The sequence below is a fragment of the Methanohalophilus portucalensis genome (genome assembly GCF_002761295.1).
In the GTDB taxonomy this organism is placed as follows: Archaea; Halobacteriota; Methanosarcinia; order Methanosarcinales; family Methanosarcinaceae; genus Methanohalophilus; species Methanohalophilus portucalensis.
Map to the genome: position 1 here is coordinate 1,640,690 of NZ_CP017881.1, position 16,914 is coordinate 1,657,603.

A 16,914-nucleotide genomic window follows, 5' to 3' on the forward strand; every position below is an offset into this window, starting at 1 on the left:
TCAGTACAATCAAATTTAATATACCAGAAACACGGATGATTAACTATGGAATATACAGTTGTTCTTGAGGTCGCAGAAGAGGGCGGGTACACGGCACGCTGTCTGGAACTTCCATCGGCTATAAGTGAAGGTGACACAAAGGCAGAAGCCCTGGAGAATATCCGGGAAGCCATCGAACTGGTGCTTGAAGTAACAGAGGAACAGGCCAAGGTTCTCGGGGAAATTACAAAGGTTGATGTTGCAAGTGCCTGAAATGCCAGTTATTTCCGGTCAGAAAGCCATCAAAACCCTGGTGAAACTCGGTTTTGTAGTTGTCAGGCAAAAGGGAAGCCATGTTTTTTTGCAACGTGAAAATGATACCGTTACCGTGCCCCTGCATAATCCACTTAAAAAAGGTACTCTGAAAAGTATCCTTAGGCAGTCTAACGTAACAATGGATGAATTTTTGCGGGTTCTAAAATAATATATCCAATCTGAGAACCGTACACGTTGCGCCTTGGTTAGTGGATGATTACCAGTGTTTGTCGGTAAATAAAATCAGGCTTATGACCGAATTTTTGTGTGGCCTCTGAATGGATGCCTGATCTTTAACTTCCATAAGTATCTGGAATGGTTAATTACCAAAAACTACCAATTTCTACCGGATTGGTAGTTTTAACACATTCTCCGGACATCTCTTGGCATAAATTAATAAAATATATCTAATAGTAAAACAACATATCCTGCAATGCCCTAATAATTTATGGGAAGTAATTCATGTCGGCCATAATCTCAGAATCTGAAGTAGAGGAAGCAGCCCTGGATATTCTTGTAAATGATCTGGGTTATGGATACCGGTACGGGCCTGATATTGCTCCCGGGATGCCTGATCAGGAGCGTGCAGGTTTTTCTGATGTGGTCCTTGAGAATCGCTTGCAGGCTGCAATCGCAATCCTCAATCCTGATATCCCCGTGCAGGCCCGGGTGGAAGCGCTGAAAAAGGTTGTCCGGGAAGAAAGTCAGGACCTGTTGCACAGCAACCGCAGTTTCCATAACATGCTTGTCAACGGTGTGGATGTGGAATACAAAAAGGAAAGTGGGGAAACCACCTATGATAAAGTTTGGCTTTTTGATTTTGAAAATTTCGATAACAACGATTTTCTGGCTGTAAACCAGTTCACAGTGGTAGAGGACAGGCATGAACGCCGGCCGGATGTAATTCTCTTTGTAAATGGGCTGCCTCTTGTTGTAATCGAACTCAAAAAACCCGACAACATGGAGAATTTTGAAGACAACGACCTTCTGGATAATGCCTACAACCAGTTACAGACCTACAAAAAAGAAATCCCTTCCCTGTTTCGCTACAATGCCATACTTGCAATCAGCGATGGGCAGGATGCCCGTGCAGGAACCCTTACATCAAACAGGGAATGGTTCCTCTCATGGAAGACCCTGGACGGAGAAAAAATTGCCGAATTCCTGGTACCGCCCATGGAAGTCCTCCTGAAAGGCATGTGTGAGCCGAAAATTCTTCTTGATCTTACATGCAATTTCATTGTATTTGAGGAAAATCACGGTCCTATCAGCAAAAAATTGGCCCGTTATCATCAGTACCATGCGGTCAATAAGGCTGTGGAAAAAACCAGGGGTGCCGTCTCTGCTGAAGGAGACCGCCGATGTGGGGTTGTATGGCATACCCAGGGTTCCGGGAAAAGCCTGTCAATGGTTTTCTATTCGGGCAAAATTGTACAGGCTCTTAACAACCCTACCGTCGTGGTAATAACAGACCGCAATGATCTGGACGGCCAGCTCTTTGAGAATTTTGCACGATGTCATGAGCTTTTACGCCAGACGCCGGTACAGGCAGAAAACCGCAACCATTTAAGGCAACTATTGTCAGTGGCCTCAGGCGGCATAATATTCACCACCATACAAAAATTCCTTCCCGGGGAGGATGAAGATCGCTTTCCAGTGCTTTCGGAAAGGAGCAATATTGTTGTAATTGCAGACGAGGCCCACAGGAGTCAATATGGTTTTGATGCAAAGATTACCCGGAAAGACAACGGTGCACAGATAAATTACGGCTTTGCAAAACACATGAGGGATGCTCTCCCTGAAGCCTCCTTCATCGGTTTTACAGGGACTCCTGTAGAACTGGAAGACCGCAACACCCCTGCAGTTTTCGGAGATTACATTGATATCTATGATATCGAGCAGGCTGTACGGGACAATGTAACCGTCCCGATTTATTATGAAAGCCGCCTTTCCAAACTGGAGATCTCAAACGAAGTCAGGGAAACCCTGGATTCGGACTTTTACGGGATAACCGAAGGCCGGGAAGATTATGAAACTGAAGAATTGAAAAGTCGCTGGTCACGGCTTGAGGCGGTTGTGGGCAGTAAAGACAATCTCAGCAAACTTGCCGGCGACATAATAGATCATTTTGAAAATCGTCTTGAAGTACTTGAAGGCAAAGGTATGATTGTCTGTATGAGCAGACGCATGTGTGCAGACCTCTACGCCGAAATCATAAAGTTTCGCCCGGAATGGCACGACGATGACGATCTTAAAGGTAATCTCAAGGTGATAATCACAGGCAGTGCCGCCGATGAGTCCCGGCTTCAGCCCCATATTCGCAGCAAGAACCAGAGACTTAAGGTCAGAGACAGGATGCAGGCCCCTGAAGATCCTCTAAAGTTTGTCATTGTATGCGACATGTGGCTGACAGGTTTTGATGCTCCTGCCCTTCACACCATGTATTTTATAAAATGGCTTACAGGTCACAACCTCATGCAGGCAATAGCACGTGTCAACAGGGTATTCGGTGATAAGCCCGGGGGCCTGATTGTAGATTATGTTGGTATACTGTATGATCTCAAAAAAGCCATGAATAACTATACGGAAAACGGCGGTCGGGGTGATCCTGCCAGTTTTAAGGAAGAAGCGATTGCATTAATGCGTGAAAAATATGAAATTGTAAAGGATATGTTTCATGGTTTTGATTATCAACGTATATTCTCCGCCTCGCCCCGGGAGAAGCTTTTAATTGTACGGCAGGGTGCGGATTTCATTCTCTCCAAAGGCAATACGGATAAGGCAAAGGATGATGAAAAGAAACGCTACATTAAACATGTGGCCGAACTTTCCAAAGCTCTAGCTCTCTCCAAACCTCATGAAGAAGTGGATCAAATCAATGAAGAGGTAGGTTATTTCCAGGCCGTACGATCTATTCTGGTCAAGATTGACCGAAGTTCTGTAAAATCAAACAGGGAATTAAATTCGGCAATCAAGAATCTTGTCTCCCGGTCGATTGTAACTGATGAAATAATAGATATTTTTGATGCAGCCGGGCTCAAAAAACCGGATATATCTCTCCTGTCTGAAGATTTCCTCGATGAAGTGCGTACGCTTCCCCAGAAAAACCTTGCCTATGAGGTCCTGAAAAAATTACTCAATGATGAAATCAAAACCCGGACAAGGAAAAACCGAATCCAGGGTAAATCTTTTGCAGAGATGCTTGAAAAATCGGTTAACAAATATAAGAATCGCAGTATAGATAATGTGCGTATCATTGAGGAACTCATTGAACTGGCCCGTAAAATGCGGGAGGCAGATCTGCGCGGGGAAGATCTTGGTCTCACAGATGAAGAACTTGCTTTTTATGATGCCCTTGCAGCAAATGAGAGTGCTGTTGATGTGCTTGGCGATGATACCTTAAGGCTTATGGCTGAAGAACTCGTGCGCCTGATCCGCCAGAACGTCACAATTGACTGGACCCTGCGCAAAAACGTGCAGGCTAAAATGCGGGTAAACATAAAGCGGCTGCTCAAAAGATATGGTTATCCTCCGGACAAACAAAAAATGGCAACCCGAAATATCCTGGAGCAGGCAGAGATAGTATGCAGGGATGCGGCAGTTTCTGCCACCTAAATTTTAAATAAAGGTAAATAAAAAAAAGAGTTCAGGCCGATTGCTGAACTCTATCGAACTCTTCCTGTATCTCCGCGGCAGGTTCACGGTCCATTCTTGTTATCAATAGGATAACAATGCTGGAAAGGATAAATCCCGGAACGATCTCATAAAGATCAAAAATCCCTCCAGATAACTGCTTCCACAGGATTACCATTACACCGCCTGAGATCATCCCTCCGAGGACTGCATTTCTTGTCACCTTCCTGGAGAACAGGGAGAAAATAATGGCTGGGCCGAATGCCGCACCAAATCCTGCCCAGGCATAAGCCACCAGGTCCAGGACAGAGCTTGCCGGGTCCAGAGCGAAATAATAGGCAAGAAGGGATATTCCGATTACTGTGATACGCCCCATCCATACGAGTTCTCTCTGGGTGGCATTTGACTTGAAGACCAGTCTGTAGATGTCCTCTGTAAATGCGGATGCTGCCACAAGTAGCTGGGAATCAGCGGTACTCATTATAGCCGCAAGGATGGCTGCCAGCATAATTCCGGCAATTATCGGGTGGAACAGGCTGTTTACCATTACCATGAACACGGTTTCACTTGATGCACCCGCCAGGAATTCCGGCACATAAGCCCTTCCCACAAGACCGACAATCACTGCGAAAGCCAGAGAGATGGTGACCCAGGTTATGGCAATTGCCCGGGACTGTTTGATTTCCTCCGGGTTATTTATGGCCATGAAACGTACGAGGATATGGGGCTGGCCAAAATATCCAAAACCCCAGGCTAGCAAAGAGACTACACTTATCAGGGAAATCAGGTTCCCATCAGAACCGGTGAAAGGGGTCAGCAGGCTCGGGTCAATGGTTCTGACTATATCAACCGTTGATGAGATGCCACCCAGGCCGTTCATTGCTGCAAAGGGTACTATTGTGATGGCCAGAACCATAAGCAAACCCTGGAAGAAATCAGTCCAGCAGACTGCCATGAATCCGCCCAGGAAAGTATAGGAAATAATTACAAGTACGCCTATTGTGAGGGCAGTAAAGTATTCAACTCCAAAGACCGTACTGAAAAGCTTACCTCCTGCAACAAACCCAGAGGAAGTATAGAACAGAAAGAATATAAGGATAAACAGGGCAGAAATCGTTCTTAAAAGTTTACTTTTATCCCTGAAACGATTTTCAAAATATACCGGGAGAGTCAGGGCATCTCCTGCCTCTTTTGTGTATCTGCGCAGCCTTTTGGCAACAAATTTCCAGTTAAGATATGTTCCGACTCCCAATCCGAGAGCAATCCATCCTGCTTCCATTCCAGAGAGATATGCATAACCCGGCAACCCTAAAAGCAGCCAGCCGCTCATATCCGATGCCTGGGAACTTAAGGCGGTTACCCATTTGTTCAATCGCCTGCCACCTAGAATATAATCGGACAGGTTTTCGGTTTTCTTGTAGTAATAAAAACCGATTGTCAACATGAAAAGTAAATATAATACAATTATAATTGCAACACTCTGGTTTCCTGATGTCATTTCCATGAACTTTATCTCCTGTGGACACCGTAATTGAATTGGCTCTCAGATACAGGTTTTCAGTTATTAATGTTCTGATTTTATATAATCAATTCATGGAAAGTGGTTATTTGTCTCACAATATCCACAATATCAATGCTATGTAGAGTAAAAAAAGAGTGAGGGGAATCAATCGTGCAAGTATGTTGATACTGTAAGCCAATCCCAGGTAATCATCCTTTAGTAATTTCATGGGTTCAGCCTTTTTGTTCATAAAACCTGCGCTTGCCTTTGATACATTTTGGCGGGCACTTTCAATGACATTTTCCAGGCTTTTAGGGTCTACGTGCCTGTCCGCAATCATGCTATGTATGCTGCTATGTGTATCGGTTGTAAACATTATGATGTCATCAAAGTAGTTTTCATATTCAAGGGCTACATCCATCATTTCGGAGGATATTCCATTGCCTTCGGTGCCAAAGACAAGTATTCTCTGGCCATCAACTTCTTCAACAAGGGCAAATTTAGGTGTACCTGCAACTTCGGTGGCAAAACCTGCACGGTAATCATGTAGTTCGCACTTTTCAAGTTCGTCGAGAAAATCTTTTAGGCAATTTCTGAAATGCTCGGCTTCCACAGTGCCATAAATGAGCTGCTCTTTAGGTTCCTTATTACGTTCATGGTTGTGAAGGTCTATTATCACTACTTTATTGAGGTCCAGGATTTCTGTAAATACGGGTATCTCGTAATCTCCATATTCTTCAGCTTCCATGTATACTATCTTCTGGTTTCCCCATTTTCTCCCGTAAAATACCAGTTTTCCATAATCCTTTTTTAACATTTTTGAAGCATAATCAGTTGTTTCGGGCTCTTCGAATGCCCCTATTATTTTTTTAATGTCCCCGGGATTTGCAGGATCGGATTTATGGGTGGATGGGACATGCAGGAAAAACCCTTCACTGTTATTATTCAGGTGATTGATTATGTCTGTGGATGCCCTGCCTCCGCCGAATCCTTCGAGTGGGCCGGGATGTATCCAGGGAATTGCAATAGTGGATTCCCCATTTTTATTTTTCAGCAGTAAGGTCTGTACATCTGGTTTTACTAAATAACCCAGGTCCAGAATTTCCTGTTTTTTATGCATCATTCCGGAGAACAATTTAATAGCTGAAACATTCACATTGGTACTTATCAGGTATTCTGCAAGTAAAAAAGCCAGCAGGATTGTTATACCTGCCAGGAAGAAAACGCCTAATTTTTCCACGTAAGTCACATAAGTTATATCCTGTTCCCGGCCTAGGAAAATGTGGTAGGTTGCAATTATCATAAGTGGATGTGCTAGGCTTACTATAGTGATTCTTTTAATATTTTCGTACCCCAGCGTTGATATCAATACGATCATGCTGATCAGGAATACCGTAATAACCGCAAGCCAGAATATGTTCCAGCTGCTTGCAATTCCTGTTGGCCCGGCGGCACTCAGGATCATACCATATATAAACAGGATACATTCGCTAAATAGGGCTATGAAGTAACTCCATTTACGGGGATACTCCTCAAATGACAAATGGTAAATCTCACCCGCAATAAGTGTCGGGATTACGAAAACCATCAATATTGTTTCTATAATATAACGAACACTCAATTCTAGCGGAGATACAGATGATAGGAAAAAATTAACGATTACTCCATACAGGCAACCTGATAGTATTACAGCAGCAATCACCGTTTTCATTGGTGGGATGCTGAATATCACTTTCTTGAATACATCGATATTGTCAGCCATTGATTTCAATTAGTTAATATTGCATACCCTTTATGTATATTTTGATTATATTCTATATAGTTTTAGCATAAGTTTATTTTGTTGCTGCAATGGAATTTTTTTGCATTTCATATTTGCTGAATATGCGATACATTTTCCTGTATTCGGTTATGGGTAAAATCAGTATCATTACCAACATCGCATGCAGAAAACCATCTTGGAATTCTGCCATTAATGATGAGAAATAGAGAATAACTCCAATTATAAGGAATATTATTGTAACCTCTATCGTATGAATAAAGGATGCAAATTTTGCACCTTTGGAGGTAACAAGTTTTGCCCATCCGTCTGCGGTCCCAAAATAATCTAGTGCTTTCATGGGCTCTTCAGTGTTTGCAGCTTTCATTTTATCGAGAATTGTTTTATCTGTTTTATTTTTCATTTGTTTCCTGTACTTGAAAACAATCAAGCCACCAAATATAATGACTAAGGTTATTAAATGATAATATCCCAGATATGCAGCCAGCGTGCCGATAAACATCATCAATCCAATCACGGGTGCCACAAATATTGTTTGGTCTTTCCTCCACATGTAGAGGTTATATATTGTCATTAAGGCAAAGAATGTCAGTGCCAGTATCCACACTATTTTTTCCATAAATATCTCCTTTGTTTACTTGATGCAGTTCATTTCTTATATTTTTTTATCAGCAAATCATTTTTAATATTAGAAATTACATTAATTATTTGAATAATCTCAGGTATTTATTATGTACTCAAAACATATGATTATATTGTTATGTTTCCTGCTTGCAGGGCTATTCATTCTTCCAGTTTCAGCAGATGTGATGCCGCCGGGTTACAAAGCAGTAGAAAGAACTGTATTTATCGAAAACGTTGAAGAATATCCAAATGTTGTTTTTGTGGGTAACATACAGGGTCCTGTAATACAGTGTAAGAATCCCTATGTTATTTACCCGAATACTACTCTTACCCAATTTTATAAGGCAAATAATCTTACAATATATGCAATTGATAGATCTTACTTTGAAAAGTATGGTTTGGAGAATTTGGATTTGAAATCCGGTACGGAATTTTATTCCTGTTCATTTCCAATAAATCCTGACTGGTATTCTACTACGATTGTCAATCCTGTGAATAGGGAAGAGATAAATTATTCAGTTGCAGGCTTTAAAGACAATCATCTTATACTTTATATGTCTTATAAGAAGTCTGTTCGAAGCGGCCTGCCAGATAAAATAGAACACTTTGATCCTCCTCAAATTGATGGTCTTTACAAGAATATTGGAACTAGTTCCAATGATATTGACTCGTCAGGATCTTCCAATTCTTTGGAAAGTAGTATGTTTTCTAACATCCTCCGGGATATATATGATTTTTTTAGTAATTTATTCAGGATTTTTGTTATATGATATATGAATATGTGTTCCTGAAATCCCTTTTATTAACTCTGGCGATTGAAATTCCCATAATTTTCTTTATTGTCAGGAATCTTTTTGGGTTGAAGCGAAATATCTTATCGGATAGCCTTTTATTTTCCTGTGCAATTTGTGCTACAGCTTTGACTTTACCTTATCTATGGTTTATATTCCCGGCTATTATAGGCTCATATTGCTGGCTTATTCTGGCAGGTGAAGGAATTGTGATTCTGGTAGAAACTTGGATTTATTTTGTCTTCCTTAAATTGGATCTGGATGAATCCTTACTTATTTCGATTTGTTGCAATTTGGCTTCAGTTTTTGCCGGTTTTTTGCTAGGGAAGTCCATTTTTTGATCATGATACTTTAATTCAGCTTTAATGGTATGTAGTATGGTATTGTAGGAATTTTCCTTATAAATTGCAAAAGAAAATATAATTACTATATATTATATAACAAAAACATTTATATTTGTATGGTTTCTATAGTTATATAATGTCAGATGAATATTCTGGAGGTGGGGCAGCAAATCCCGGCATTGTAAAAATCGCCTGATATATTTTCCAGAGGTACAGTCGCAGAACACTGATCCTTAGAATATGATGCAAACTACTCGGAGTGTGAAACACACGATAATAAGTTGCTCCATACAGATTTCCGGAATTGGCCGTCGACCCGTTTTCCCTGTCCATAACCCCTCTTTCCTGCTCCTTCATGAAACTCCCTATTCTCCTCCTGTCCCGCCGGATTGGTTTTAGCGTTATACCGAAAACTAACCCTTAAGCCTTTTAGGCAAAACCATTTTTTCTTTTTTCATTTGCCTTTTCTTAGGTATCTCCGAATAAGTACCCATATGGCTCCTGTGGCGGATATGAATATTACTAGCATGAACATACCGAATATATTGAAATAGGCTTCATGGGCAGGCCTTTCAAAAAAATCCGACTTCAATTTAGGCATAAGGTAGACAGTATTCAGGAATTCGATGGCAGACCACTTTTCTTTTTCCCCAACTACAAGTACATATTTTCCCTTATTGTCCGGGCTGAAAACTTTCAATATATATTTTCCAGTTCCTACTTCTATTCCTTTTACTGTTTTTCCATCCTGGTCTGTTATTAGTTCGGGTCCGTCGTAATAGTAATCTCCTCCGAATTCCTCATAATACGGGGTCCACTCATGGGACATCCCATCAAGTACAGTGCAATTTGTATCATCGATTCCTTCACGGCATATTTTTACAGATACATCCTTTTCGATACCTTCGGTTGCGGGTACAAGCAGGCTGGCATATAGTCTGAAAGACGTATTAGAGTCTATAACGTATATGTCGGGCACACCTCTAAGTTCGCCGTAGAATGCCTGGGAAATTTCAGGATTTTCAACATTGGTTGTATTGCTTTCAACAAGCCGTGGCAGATGGGCAGAACCAACTGCAGGGGCAAGCAGGAGGGCAGCGAGGAGTATTATTGGGACAAGTTTCATGAAATAAAATCTATCTTTCGGGCATATAGTTCCTTTGCTAAAAATTCAGTGGTCCATTGAATACGAATCAAAAGTGATTTATGTTAACATCTCTCAATAATATATTATGATACCGCAAATATCCTTTTCCCGGCCAGTTGTGCTTGTAAGCAGGTGCCTTGAATTTGAAAAAGTACGTTATGATGGCCAAGTGATTCACTGCCAGGCAGTGCGGGACCTTGAGCCTTTCGTGGATTTCATTAAAGTATGTCCGGAAGTAGACATTGGTCTTGGAGTTCCGAGGGATACCCTGAGGATTGTAAAGACCAAAGGGGAATACCGTCTTGTACAACCCAAAACAGGAAATGATGTAACTGAAAAAATGGATGAATTTACGGATTCTTTCCTTGAGGAATTGTCGGAAGTGGATGGTTTCATTTTTAAGTCCAAGTCTCCGACAATTGGTATTCGTGATATCAAGGTTTATAGTGGATTAAGTAATGCCGGGGTAATTGAAAGAGGCAGTGGATTCTTTGCAGACAAGATTCTGAAACGCTATGGTGGTTATCCCATTGAAGAGGATGACAGGTTGCGTAATGTACGTATCAGGCATGATTTCCTCACTCGTCTTTTTGCTTTTGCAGACTTCAGGGAGACCTTGGGTTCTGGAAACATGGAGCAATTGGTAGAATACAACCGCCGTTATCACTATCTTTTCATGCTTTACAGCCAACCGCTAGCAAACAAAATGAATTCTCTTATTGAAGGGTCGCAAGGGGCTGTTTTCAATGAGGTTTCAGGGGAATATTTTACACTGCTCAAGGAAGTTTTCTCCAATCACCCATTTTCGAAATCCTACATAAATATGGCACAGAATATATATTCGGGTTTCAAGGAACAGGCAACTGTGGAAGACGACTTTCTATTTAATGATGTAATTAATCTCTATTCCCGCAATCTGGTGGATGTGGGTGCAGTTCTTGAAATGCTGAAATTCTTTGTCGGCAAATTTGCTTCAGAGGCATCAGCTTATTCCAGGTTTTTCGAACCCTATCCTGCGGAGCTGAAAATGGAAGTGGACCCTGGTAGGGATAAGGATTACTGGGAGCATTTTCATTTCTAATATTATTTAAGGTAGTTAAGGAAATCATCTGCTTGTGCCAGTATTTGCTTAAGTTCCTTTTTATCGATTCGCTCCAGGTTTTTTAGAATGAGTTTCATACGGGCTATATTTCTAAGTTTTTTATTATTTTTGTGAAGAAATGCCCAATAGAGGTAATTAAAGGGGCAGGCATCTATACCGGTTCGATGGTTGTGGTTATATGCGCAATTGCGACAGTAATCACTCATTTTGTTGATATAGTTTGCAGAAGAGATGTAGGGTTTAGTGGCAATAATTCCTCCATCTGCAAACTGCCCCATTCCTATAACATTGGGTTGCATAACCCAGTCATATGCATCTATGAAAGCTGTATGGAACCAGTTTTTAACCTCTAAGGGATTAATTTCTGCAAGCAGTGCAAAGTTACTCAGTACCATAAGTCTCTGTATATGGTGTGCATAGCCTGTATCACGTACCTCTTCAATTACACTGGCCATACAGTTCATAGCTGTTCTTTCGGGGTACCAGTATATAGTGGGTAATTCCCTTTCATGATTAAACCAGTTGTTTTTTAGGTATTTTTCCCCTTTGTAGTTGTAAATGCAATGCATGTATTCGCGCCATCCAAGTATTTGCCTGATGAATCCTTCGACGCTGTTTAGGGGGAGATTTTTTTGGTAATAAGCCAGCTCGGCCTTTTTGACTACATTTAGGGGATGTAGGAGGCCGAGGTTTAGATAGGGGGATAAAATTGAATGCCAAAGTACATTGTCACCTGTAAGCATTATGTCCTGGTAGGATCCGAAATTGGCGATTTTTTCTTCTATAAAGAAGTCGAGTGCTTTTTTTGCATCTTCATGGGTTACAGCTAAATTGAAATCTTTTCCTTTTCCATATGTAGGATATTTGCTTCTTTCAACTTCTGCTATAACTTCTTTTGTGATCTTATCAGGTGGAAACTTTATATGTTGGGGTGGTTTATCCTGAAATCCATCTTTAGGTGGAGGTTTGCGGTTTTCCCGATCTAGGTTCCATTTTCCTCCAAAGGGTTTACCATCTTTTTCAATCAGGATGTCATATTTTTTGCGGCCTGTCCTATAGAAATTTTCCATGAGAAATTTTTTACGTGAGCATGCCCAATCTCTAAATTCCTGTGCTTGCCACATAAATTGGTTATCCGGCAGGAATACTACTTTGCAATTGAGATTGAGCTTTTCGATATCTTTTTTAAGATGGATATTCGCAGGTTCCGAAATATGGAGTTCATCTATTTCTTTATTTTTTATCCATTTGTTTAATGGTTTTTCCATTTCTGCGGCCTTTATGTAGGTTAAATCTGCACCTCTTTTTCGAAGTTTTTCTGCATAGTGGCGCATTGCAGACCACACAAGAATCAGCTTTTTTTTGTGATAAGTTCTGGAAAGGCTAAAACCGGTATATTCTATCATTATTAGGGGGGCACGCGGGGAATTTTGGATCAAAGGATTGTCCTCTATCAACTGGTCTCCTACAATCCATATGCCTTTCATTCCTGCCCATCTCCCTTATTTTTGATCAGATGAATTTCACGGCAGTTCCGTATGCAAGGATCTCGGCGGCAGAGGCCATTGTCTGCGATGTTGTGAAACGCACATTAACTATTGCATCGGCATCCAGTTTTTCTGCTTCTTCAATCATGCGTTGCATTGCTTCATCTCTGGATGTTTTGAGCATCTTTGAGTAACCTTTAAGCTCCCCTCCGACTACATTCTTCAGAGCTGCCCCTATATCGCTACCGATATGTCTCGATTGTACCGTATTTCCCATCACGATACCAAGGATTTTTTGTTGCTTTCCATCAACCGTTTCAGTAGTAGTGATAATCAAGATAGGCTCTCCATGACAAGATTTTTTATCATTAAAAAAAAAATAATAAAAAAAAGATATTGGATGTCATTACTCTTTTTCAAGATGGACATCCAGCTGTGGGAATGGGATCTCTATTCCCAGTTCTCTGTAGGCCTTGAATATATTTTCTGTGAGTTCTTTCTTTACATTCCAGAAATCCTCTGTTTTTGTCCAGGCACGAAGCTGCAGGTTTACAGAGGAATCTGCAAGTTCGGTTGTCATTACTGCAGGGGCAGGATCTGACAGCACTTTACTGTGGGATTTCATTGTTTCAATGGCAATTTCAATGGCTCTGTCTATATTGGAACTGTAACTTATTCCTACATCAACACTTACTCTCCTGGTGGGCAGGCGTGTTGCATTGATGATAGCGTTTCCCCATACAAGTTTATTAGGGATGGTGATGAATTTGTTATCTGGTGCAAGAAGTTCAGTAGCCATAATCCCAACGCCCGAAACAGTTCCTGAGATGCCGTTTATTTCTACGTATTCATTTTTATCTATGGGGCGAAGTGCAGCAATCCATATTCCTGCCCCCAGATTTGTGAGTGTATCCTGCATCCCGAATCCAAGGATCAATCCAATCACGGCTGACAATCCCAGGACTACAGGTCCGACATCAAAGTTCAATGTTGACAATGTGGCAAGGATTACAATAACGTAGAGAAGAATGCTGAAAAATCTTGCCAGGAAGTCAATTACAAGTGAAGGTAATTTTGTTCTGGAGATGCTGTCTTTAAACATTCCTGTCAGGATGCGGGCAATGATAGAACCTGCAACCAGTACTATCAGGGCCGCTCCGATGTCCCATACTGTAAGGTTGTTGAATTGAAACATTTCTGCCATTCTATCCTCCTTGAATCAATTTTTACTCTACAAAGAAAATGGGGCATAGGTATATAAAACAGATGTTACTTGGACTTCAAGGTATGTTTTGCATTATATGCCAATAATTCTTTTTTTACAGTAGCCGAGACTGTACCATTGGCATTCAGAACAAATATTATCGAATTTTTCTTCATCGATATATTTCAGTTTTTTAAGAATTTCGCTGTACAGGTAATGTTTTCCAAAATAAATTCCAAGAGAATCAGCTACTTTTCTGTCGAGCATTTTGACTTTCGTTTCAACTTCACAACCAATAAGACTTATTTTAGCATTTTCGCTTTGTGAATCAATGATTTCCAGTCTGGGGCAGGCTGTGCAAATACAATCCGGAGTATTTGTGACCTCTATCAGGAGATCACAGCTGTTTAGTTTTTCAATAATGTTTTCCATATTCTCTATAAATTGTTCAGAATAACCCTTCCCGATGAAGCCCTGGATGCAAAATATATGGTGTGCCCGGATTTGCATTTTTCATCCACATCTAAGAAAGTTAATGGAAAATGAGTACTATTCAGGGTACGAGAATATCTCCTATGGAATGTATGATTCCATTGCTGCATTCGATATCAGGTTTAAGGATTGGCGTGTTTTCCACAAATATTTTCCCCTCGTTTTCCCTCAACCTCAATTTGTTGCCTCCTGTCGTAGTCAATGTGGTATTTTCGCGGAGGTCTTCGGTGCTGTATTTTCCTTCTACTATATGGTAACTAATAATATCTCTAAGGTAATCAAGATCTTCGAAGGCATCGTCTATAACTGAATCAGGAATGGGTTCAAAAGCACTTTCCACTGGCGCAAAAATGGTGAAAGGCCCTTCTGTGGAATACTTTTCCATAAGGTCAAGTGCTTTGGCTGCTTTTAAAAGGGTGGTGAATTCTCCCATGTCCTTTGCGGTTTGGATAAGGTCCTTTGACTCCATTCTTTTCTCCTATGGTTAATTTTGTATGATTAATAGGAATCCAGCTGGGCTTGCATCAATTCTTTGTGTTTCTTTTCGAGGAAACTGTACACGGGGCCATGATTTGCTCCTTCTATGAGCATTTCAACTGCAGTTCTCATAATTTGGATTTGCTCCGGGTATCCTATGAAACTGACTGTTTTTCCATAGATTGAGATTTTCACTCCAATTAGGTTTTCAGCAATTTCTCGGGTTTTACCCCCTTTGCCTATAATCCTGCCCTTTAGACGAGTCATTTCCTTATTTGTAGATGCATGTTTTGAAAGATCAATAACCTCCAACATCAGCAGATCATCATCCAGCATAGGTATTGTTTTTTCAGGGTTGAATCCTCTTCCAATGGCTTTGATTGTCTCGATGGCCCTGAGGGTTCCTACGGGGTCATCTCCCTGTATGACTTCTACGCTCCCATTTTCACTGTCGATGTTGAGTTGTGAAGATGATTTTTCCTCTATGAATTTTTTAGTCTGGCCTTTTGGCCCGATGATTGCACCAATTCTATCTTTTGGTATTTTTAAATGCGTCATAATTTTCAACCTGTGTTTACTTGTCTCTTTGTTTTTCGGTAATAATCCTTAAAAGTTCTTCTTCGTCGGGCTGTATGCCGTATTTCTTGAAGTGGCGGGCAAGATTTCTGATATCTCGTTTTAGAAAGTCATTTGCCGATGGATGCTCCAGTGTTACAGATTGGCCCATGTCTATGAGATATGGTTCAAGGGTAGATGGATCTAGCAAAATATTGTATTCGCTAAGGTCTCCATGTACTAGTTTGGCTTCACTATAAAGTAGTTCGAGGTAATGTATAATTGTCCCAAAAATTGTTTGTGCAGATTGTTCACTAAGTTTTACTTCCTTTAGAAGAGGGTAGGGTTTGTCTCCTTCTCCGATAAATTCCATGGCAAGTATGTTTTTGTGGGTATCTATTGGCCTGGGGGCAGCTATGCCGCATTCTCTGGCACGCATAAGATTGCGGTACTCTTTTTTTGTCCATGCAAATATGATATCTTTTTTCTTGTGACGTATATTGCTAAAACGTGGGTCTCCTCGTATATATTCATCCATGGAATTAAAGGTGCTTGAAGATATGCGGTATATTTTGAGAGCTATGTTTTTGTCTTTGCCTTCTGCAAGGAATACGTTTGCTTCCTTACCGGTGCTAATTGATCCGCCGAGACTTTCTATCACGCCTTTTCTTGCCAGGTCATAAAGAGCTTTGAGGGTGGCTTCATCAAATACATTTTCTTTTACTTTCAGGTGCTCACTGTCTTTGCGTCTGATGCGCATTTTGTCGACATCAGTGTCGAGTTTTCGTATGTCTTTTGATTCTTTTTCCATGCTGCCACATCTTTTCAATATATATTTCCCGGGATTTGCTCTTGCAATATTTTATTTTTGTAGGATCTTCGTTTTTTGTTTTGAAATATGCCAGCTTGATAGGTTCTTCATGCTATTTATGCGTTCCATTTATGGATGGATTTGTTTTTTGCTGTTCTCAACATTTCATTTCAATATTTGTTTGCACGATAACTATTAATATCAGTGGGCATATGTAGGAGTCCCGCTCAATGAATGGGTGCAGATGTAGCATACAATGCTTGCAACTGCTTGATGCCTGTTTGTTCAGTGGAAATTAATAATGCAAATGCTTATATACGTTCGACACGTATATATGTGTCCTGTGAATGGCACAGTATTGGTAACCTGTTTCATGCGTGAACCTTGCTGGTTTGTCGTGTGAATTGTTCCGGCTTGGCCGGATCAAAAGGTTTATATACCAAAAACAGTATTCATGTGTTCCCGCACAGAACGTGTGTGGAAACATAATCACCTTCATTTTAATGGAGACAGGAGATAACAATTCTGTCTGACTCACGCAATGGCAGTTCGGTGAATTCTGATCGTTAGTATTAAGAATTCACTGTGCAGGGCCTTTAATCAGCATCCATGTTGTTTAACAGGTACCCTGCCAACAATTTCCTTTAACCTTCAAAAGGTGTGCTAGAAATA

General features: G+C 40.8%; 16 protein-coding genes. 5 read left to right on the plus strand and 11 right to left on the minus strand.

Annotation, left to right across the window (positions count from 1 at the left end; translation table 11 throughout):
- Positions 1-45: 45 nt before the first annotated feature.
- From BKM01_RS08460 to BKM01_RS08470, 3 genes are all read left to right on the plus strand, one after another.
- Positions 46-252: a type II toxin-antitoxin system HicB family antitoxin gene (locus tag BKM01_RS08460; protein ID WP_072359539.1), complete on the plus strand. Its 207-nt coding sequence runs from the start codon at positions 46-48 to the stop codon at positions 250-252.
- On the plus strand, positions 236-463 hold the full coding sequence (locus tag BKM01_RS08465; RefSeq protein WP_234993658.1) for a type II toxin-antitoxin system HicA family toxin: 228 nt from the start codon (positions 236-238) through the stop codon (positions 461-463). Before BKM01_RS08460 ends, BKM01_RS08465 begins: the two co-directional genes overlap by 17 nt.
- Positions 464-756: 293 nt before the next feature.
- The gene (locus tag BKM01_RS08470) at positions 757-3,909 is read left to right on the plus strand and encodes a type I restriction endonuclease subunit R (RefSeq protein ID WP_072359541.1); all 3,153 of its coding nucleotides are present in this window, start codon (positions 757-759) and stop codon (positions 3,907-3,909) included.
- 31 nt (positions 3,910-3,940) lie between these two features.
- Here the strand turns inward: BKM01_RS08470 and putP are convergent, their stop codons facing one another.
- From putP to BKM01_RS08485, 3 genes are all read right to left on the minus strand, one after another.
- The gene (gene putP, locus BKM01_RS08475) at positions 3,941-5,431 is read right to left on the minus strand and encodes a sodium/proline symporter PutP (RefSeq protein WP_200807989.1); all 1,491 of its coding nucleotides are present in this window, start codon (positions 5,429-5,431) and stop codon (positions 3,941-3,943) included.
- Positions 5,432-5,540: 109 nt separating this feature from the next.
- Positions 5,541-7,190, minus strand: coding sequence for a DUF2070 family protein (locus BKM01_RS08480; protein ID WP_072359543.1), 1,650 nt, complete (start codon positions 7,188-7,190; stop codon positions 5,541-5,543).
- 73 nt (positions 7,191-7,263) lie between these two features.
- Positions 7,264-7,827 (minus strand): hypothetical protein, encoded by a 564-nt coding sequence (locus tag BKM01_RS08485; RefSeq protein WP_072359545.1) that lies wholly within the window; start codon positions 7,825-7,827, stop codon positions 7,264-7,266.
- 112 nt (positions 7,828-7,939) lie between these two features.
- Between BKM01_RS08485 and BKM01_RS08490 the strand changes: the two genes are divergently transcribed.
- On the plus strand, positions 7,940-8,602 hold the full coding sequence (locus BKM01_RS08490; RefSeq protein ID WP_072359547.1) for a hypothetical protein: 663 nt from the start codon (positions 7,940-7,942) through the stop codon (positions 8,600-8,602).
- An 819-nt stretch (positions 8,603-9,421) separates the two neighbouring features.
- Here the strand turns inward: BKM01_RS08490 and BKM01_RS08505 are convergent.
- Positions 9,422-10,093 (minus strand): hypothetical protein, encoded by a 672-nt coding sequence (locus BKM01_RS08505; protein ID WP_072359551.1) that lies wholly within the window; start codon positions 10,091-10,093, stop codon positions 9,422-9,424.
- A 106-nt stretch (positions 10,094-10,199) separates the two neighbouring features.
- Between BKM01_RS08505 and BKM01_RS08510 the strand changes: the two genes are divergently transcribed.
- Complete coding sequence (locus BKM01_RS08510; protein WP_072359553.1) at positions 10,200-11,195, plus strand: YbgA family protein; 996 nt, start codon at positions 10,200-10,202, stop codon at positions 11,193-11,195.
- Between the two features lie 2 nt (positions 11,196-11,197).
- On the opposite strand, the gene BKM01_RS08515 is transcribed toward BKM01_RS08510, so the two are convergent.
- From BKM01_RS08515 to BKM01_RS08545, 7 genes are all read right to left on the minus strand, one after another.
- On the minus strand, positions 11,198-12,703 hold the full coding sequence (locus tag BKM01_RS08515; protein ID WP_072359555.1) for a cryptochrome/photolyase family protein: 1,506 nt from the start codon (positions 12,701-12,703) through the stop codon (positions 11,198-11,200).
- Between the two features lie 25 nt (positions 12,704-12,728).
- Positions 12,729-13,040 (minus strand): YbjQ family protein, encoded by a 312-nt coding sequence (locus tag BKM01_RS08520; RefSeq protein WP_072359557.1) that lies wholly within the window; start codon positions 13,038-13,040, stop codon positions 12,729-12,731.
- 69 nt (positions 13,041-13,109) lie between these two features.
- Complete coding sequence (locus BKM01_RS08525; protein ID WP_072359559.1) at positions 13,110-13,907, minus strand: mechanosensitive ion channel family protein; 798 nt, start codon at positions 13,905-13,907, stop codon at positions 13,110-13,112.
- Positions 13,908-14,000: 93 nt separating this feature from the next.
- A complete protein-coding gene (locus tag BKM01_RS08530) occupies positions 14,001-14,417 on the minus strand; it encodes a DUF1284 domain-containing protein (RefSeq protein ID WP_072359561.1) in 417 nt (138 codons plus the stop codon).
- A gap of 43 nt (positions 14,418-14,460) precedes the next feature.
- The gene (locus BKM01_RS08535; RefSeq protein WP_072359562.1) at positions 14,461-14,868 is read right to left on the minus strand and encodes a fasciclin domain-containing protein; all 408 of its coding nucleotides are present in this window, start codon (positions 14,866-14,868) and stop codon (positions 14,461-14,463) included.
- A gap of 29 nt (positions 14,869-14,897) precedes the next feature.
- On the minus strand, positions 14,898-15,434 hold the full coding sequence (locus BKM01_RS08540; protein ID WP_072359564.1) for a KH domain-containing protein: 537 nt from the start codon (positions 15,432-15,434) through the stop codon (positions 14,898-14,900).
- Positions 15,435-15,450: 16 nt separating this feature from the next.
- On the minus strand, positions 15,451-16,242 hold the full coding sequence (locus BKM01_RS08545) for a serine protein kinase RIO (protein ID WP_072359566.1): 792 nt from the start codon (positions 16,240-16,242) through the stop codon (positions 15,451-15,453).
- Positions 16,243-16,914: the final 672 nt, after the last annotated feature.

What these genes read in the sequence shown, in the direction of transcription:
- BKM01_RS08460 (WP_072359539.1), top strand. Translation starts at nt 46, where the DNA reads ATGGAATATACAGTTGTTCTTGAGGTCGCAGAAGAGGGCGGGTACACG.
- BKM01_RS08465 (WP_234993658.1), top strand. Translation starts at nt 236, where the DNA reads ATGTTGCAAGTGCCTGAAATGCCAGTTATTTCCGGTCAGAAAGCCATC.
- BKM01_RS08470 (WP_072359541.1), top strand. Translation starts at nt 757, where the DNA reads ATGTCGGCCATAATCTCAGAATCTGAAGTAGAGGAAGCAGCCCTGGAT.
- putP (WP_200807989.1), bottom strand. Translation starts at nt 5,431, where the DNA reads ATGGAAATGACATCAGGAAACCAGAGTGTTGCAATTATAATTGTATTA.
- BKM01_RS08480 (WP_072359543.1), bottom strand. Translation starts at nt 7,190, where the DNA reads ATGGCTGACAATATCGATGTATTCAAGAAAGTGATATTCAGCATCCCA.
- BKM01_RS08485 (WP_072359545.1), bottom strand. Translation starts at nt 7,827, where the DNA reads ATGGAAAAAATAGTGTGGATACTGGCACTGACATTCTTTGCCTTAATG.
- BKM01_RS08490 (WP_072359547.1), top strand. Translation starts at nt 7,940, where the DNA reads ATGTACTCAAAACATATGATTATATTGTTATGTTTCCTGCTTGCAGGG.
- BKM01_RS08505 (WP_072359551.1), bottom strand. Translation starts at nt 10,093, where the DNA reads ATGAAACTTGTCCCAATAATACTCCTCGCTGCCCTCCTGCTTGCCCCT.
- BKM01_RS08510 (WP_072359553.1), top strand. Translation starts at nt 10,200, where the DNA reads ATGATACCGCAAATATCCTTTTCCCGGCCAGTTGTGCTTGTAAGCAGG.
- BKM01_RS08515 (WP_072359555.1), bottom strand. Translation starts at nt 12,703, where the DNA reads ATGAAAGGCATATGGATTGTAGGAGACCAGTTGATAGAGGACAATCCT.
- BKM01_RS08525 (WP_072359559.1), bottom strand. Translation starts at nt 13,907, where the DNA reads ATGGCAGAAATGTTTCAATTCAACAACCTTACAGTATGGGACATCGGA.
- BKM01_RS08530 (WP_072359561.1), bottom strand. Translation starts at nt 14,417, where the DNA reads ATGCAAATCCGGGCACACCATATATTTTGCATCCAGGGCTTCATCGGG.
- BKM01_RS08535 (WP_072359562.1), bottom strand. Translation starts at nt 14,868, where the DNA reads ATGGAGTCAAAGGACCTTATCCAAACCGCAAAGGACATGGGAGAATTC.
- BKM01_RS08540 (WP_072359564.1), bottom strand. Translation starts at nt 15,434, where the DNA reads ATGACGCATTTAAAAATACCAAAAGATAGAATTGGTGCAATCATCGGG.
- BKM01_RS08545 (WP_072359566.1), bottom strand. Translation starts at nt 16,242, where the DNA reads ATGGAAAAAGAATCAAAAGACATACGAAAACTCGACACTGATGTCGAC.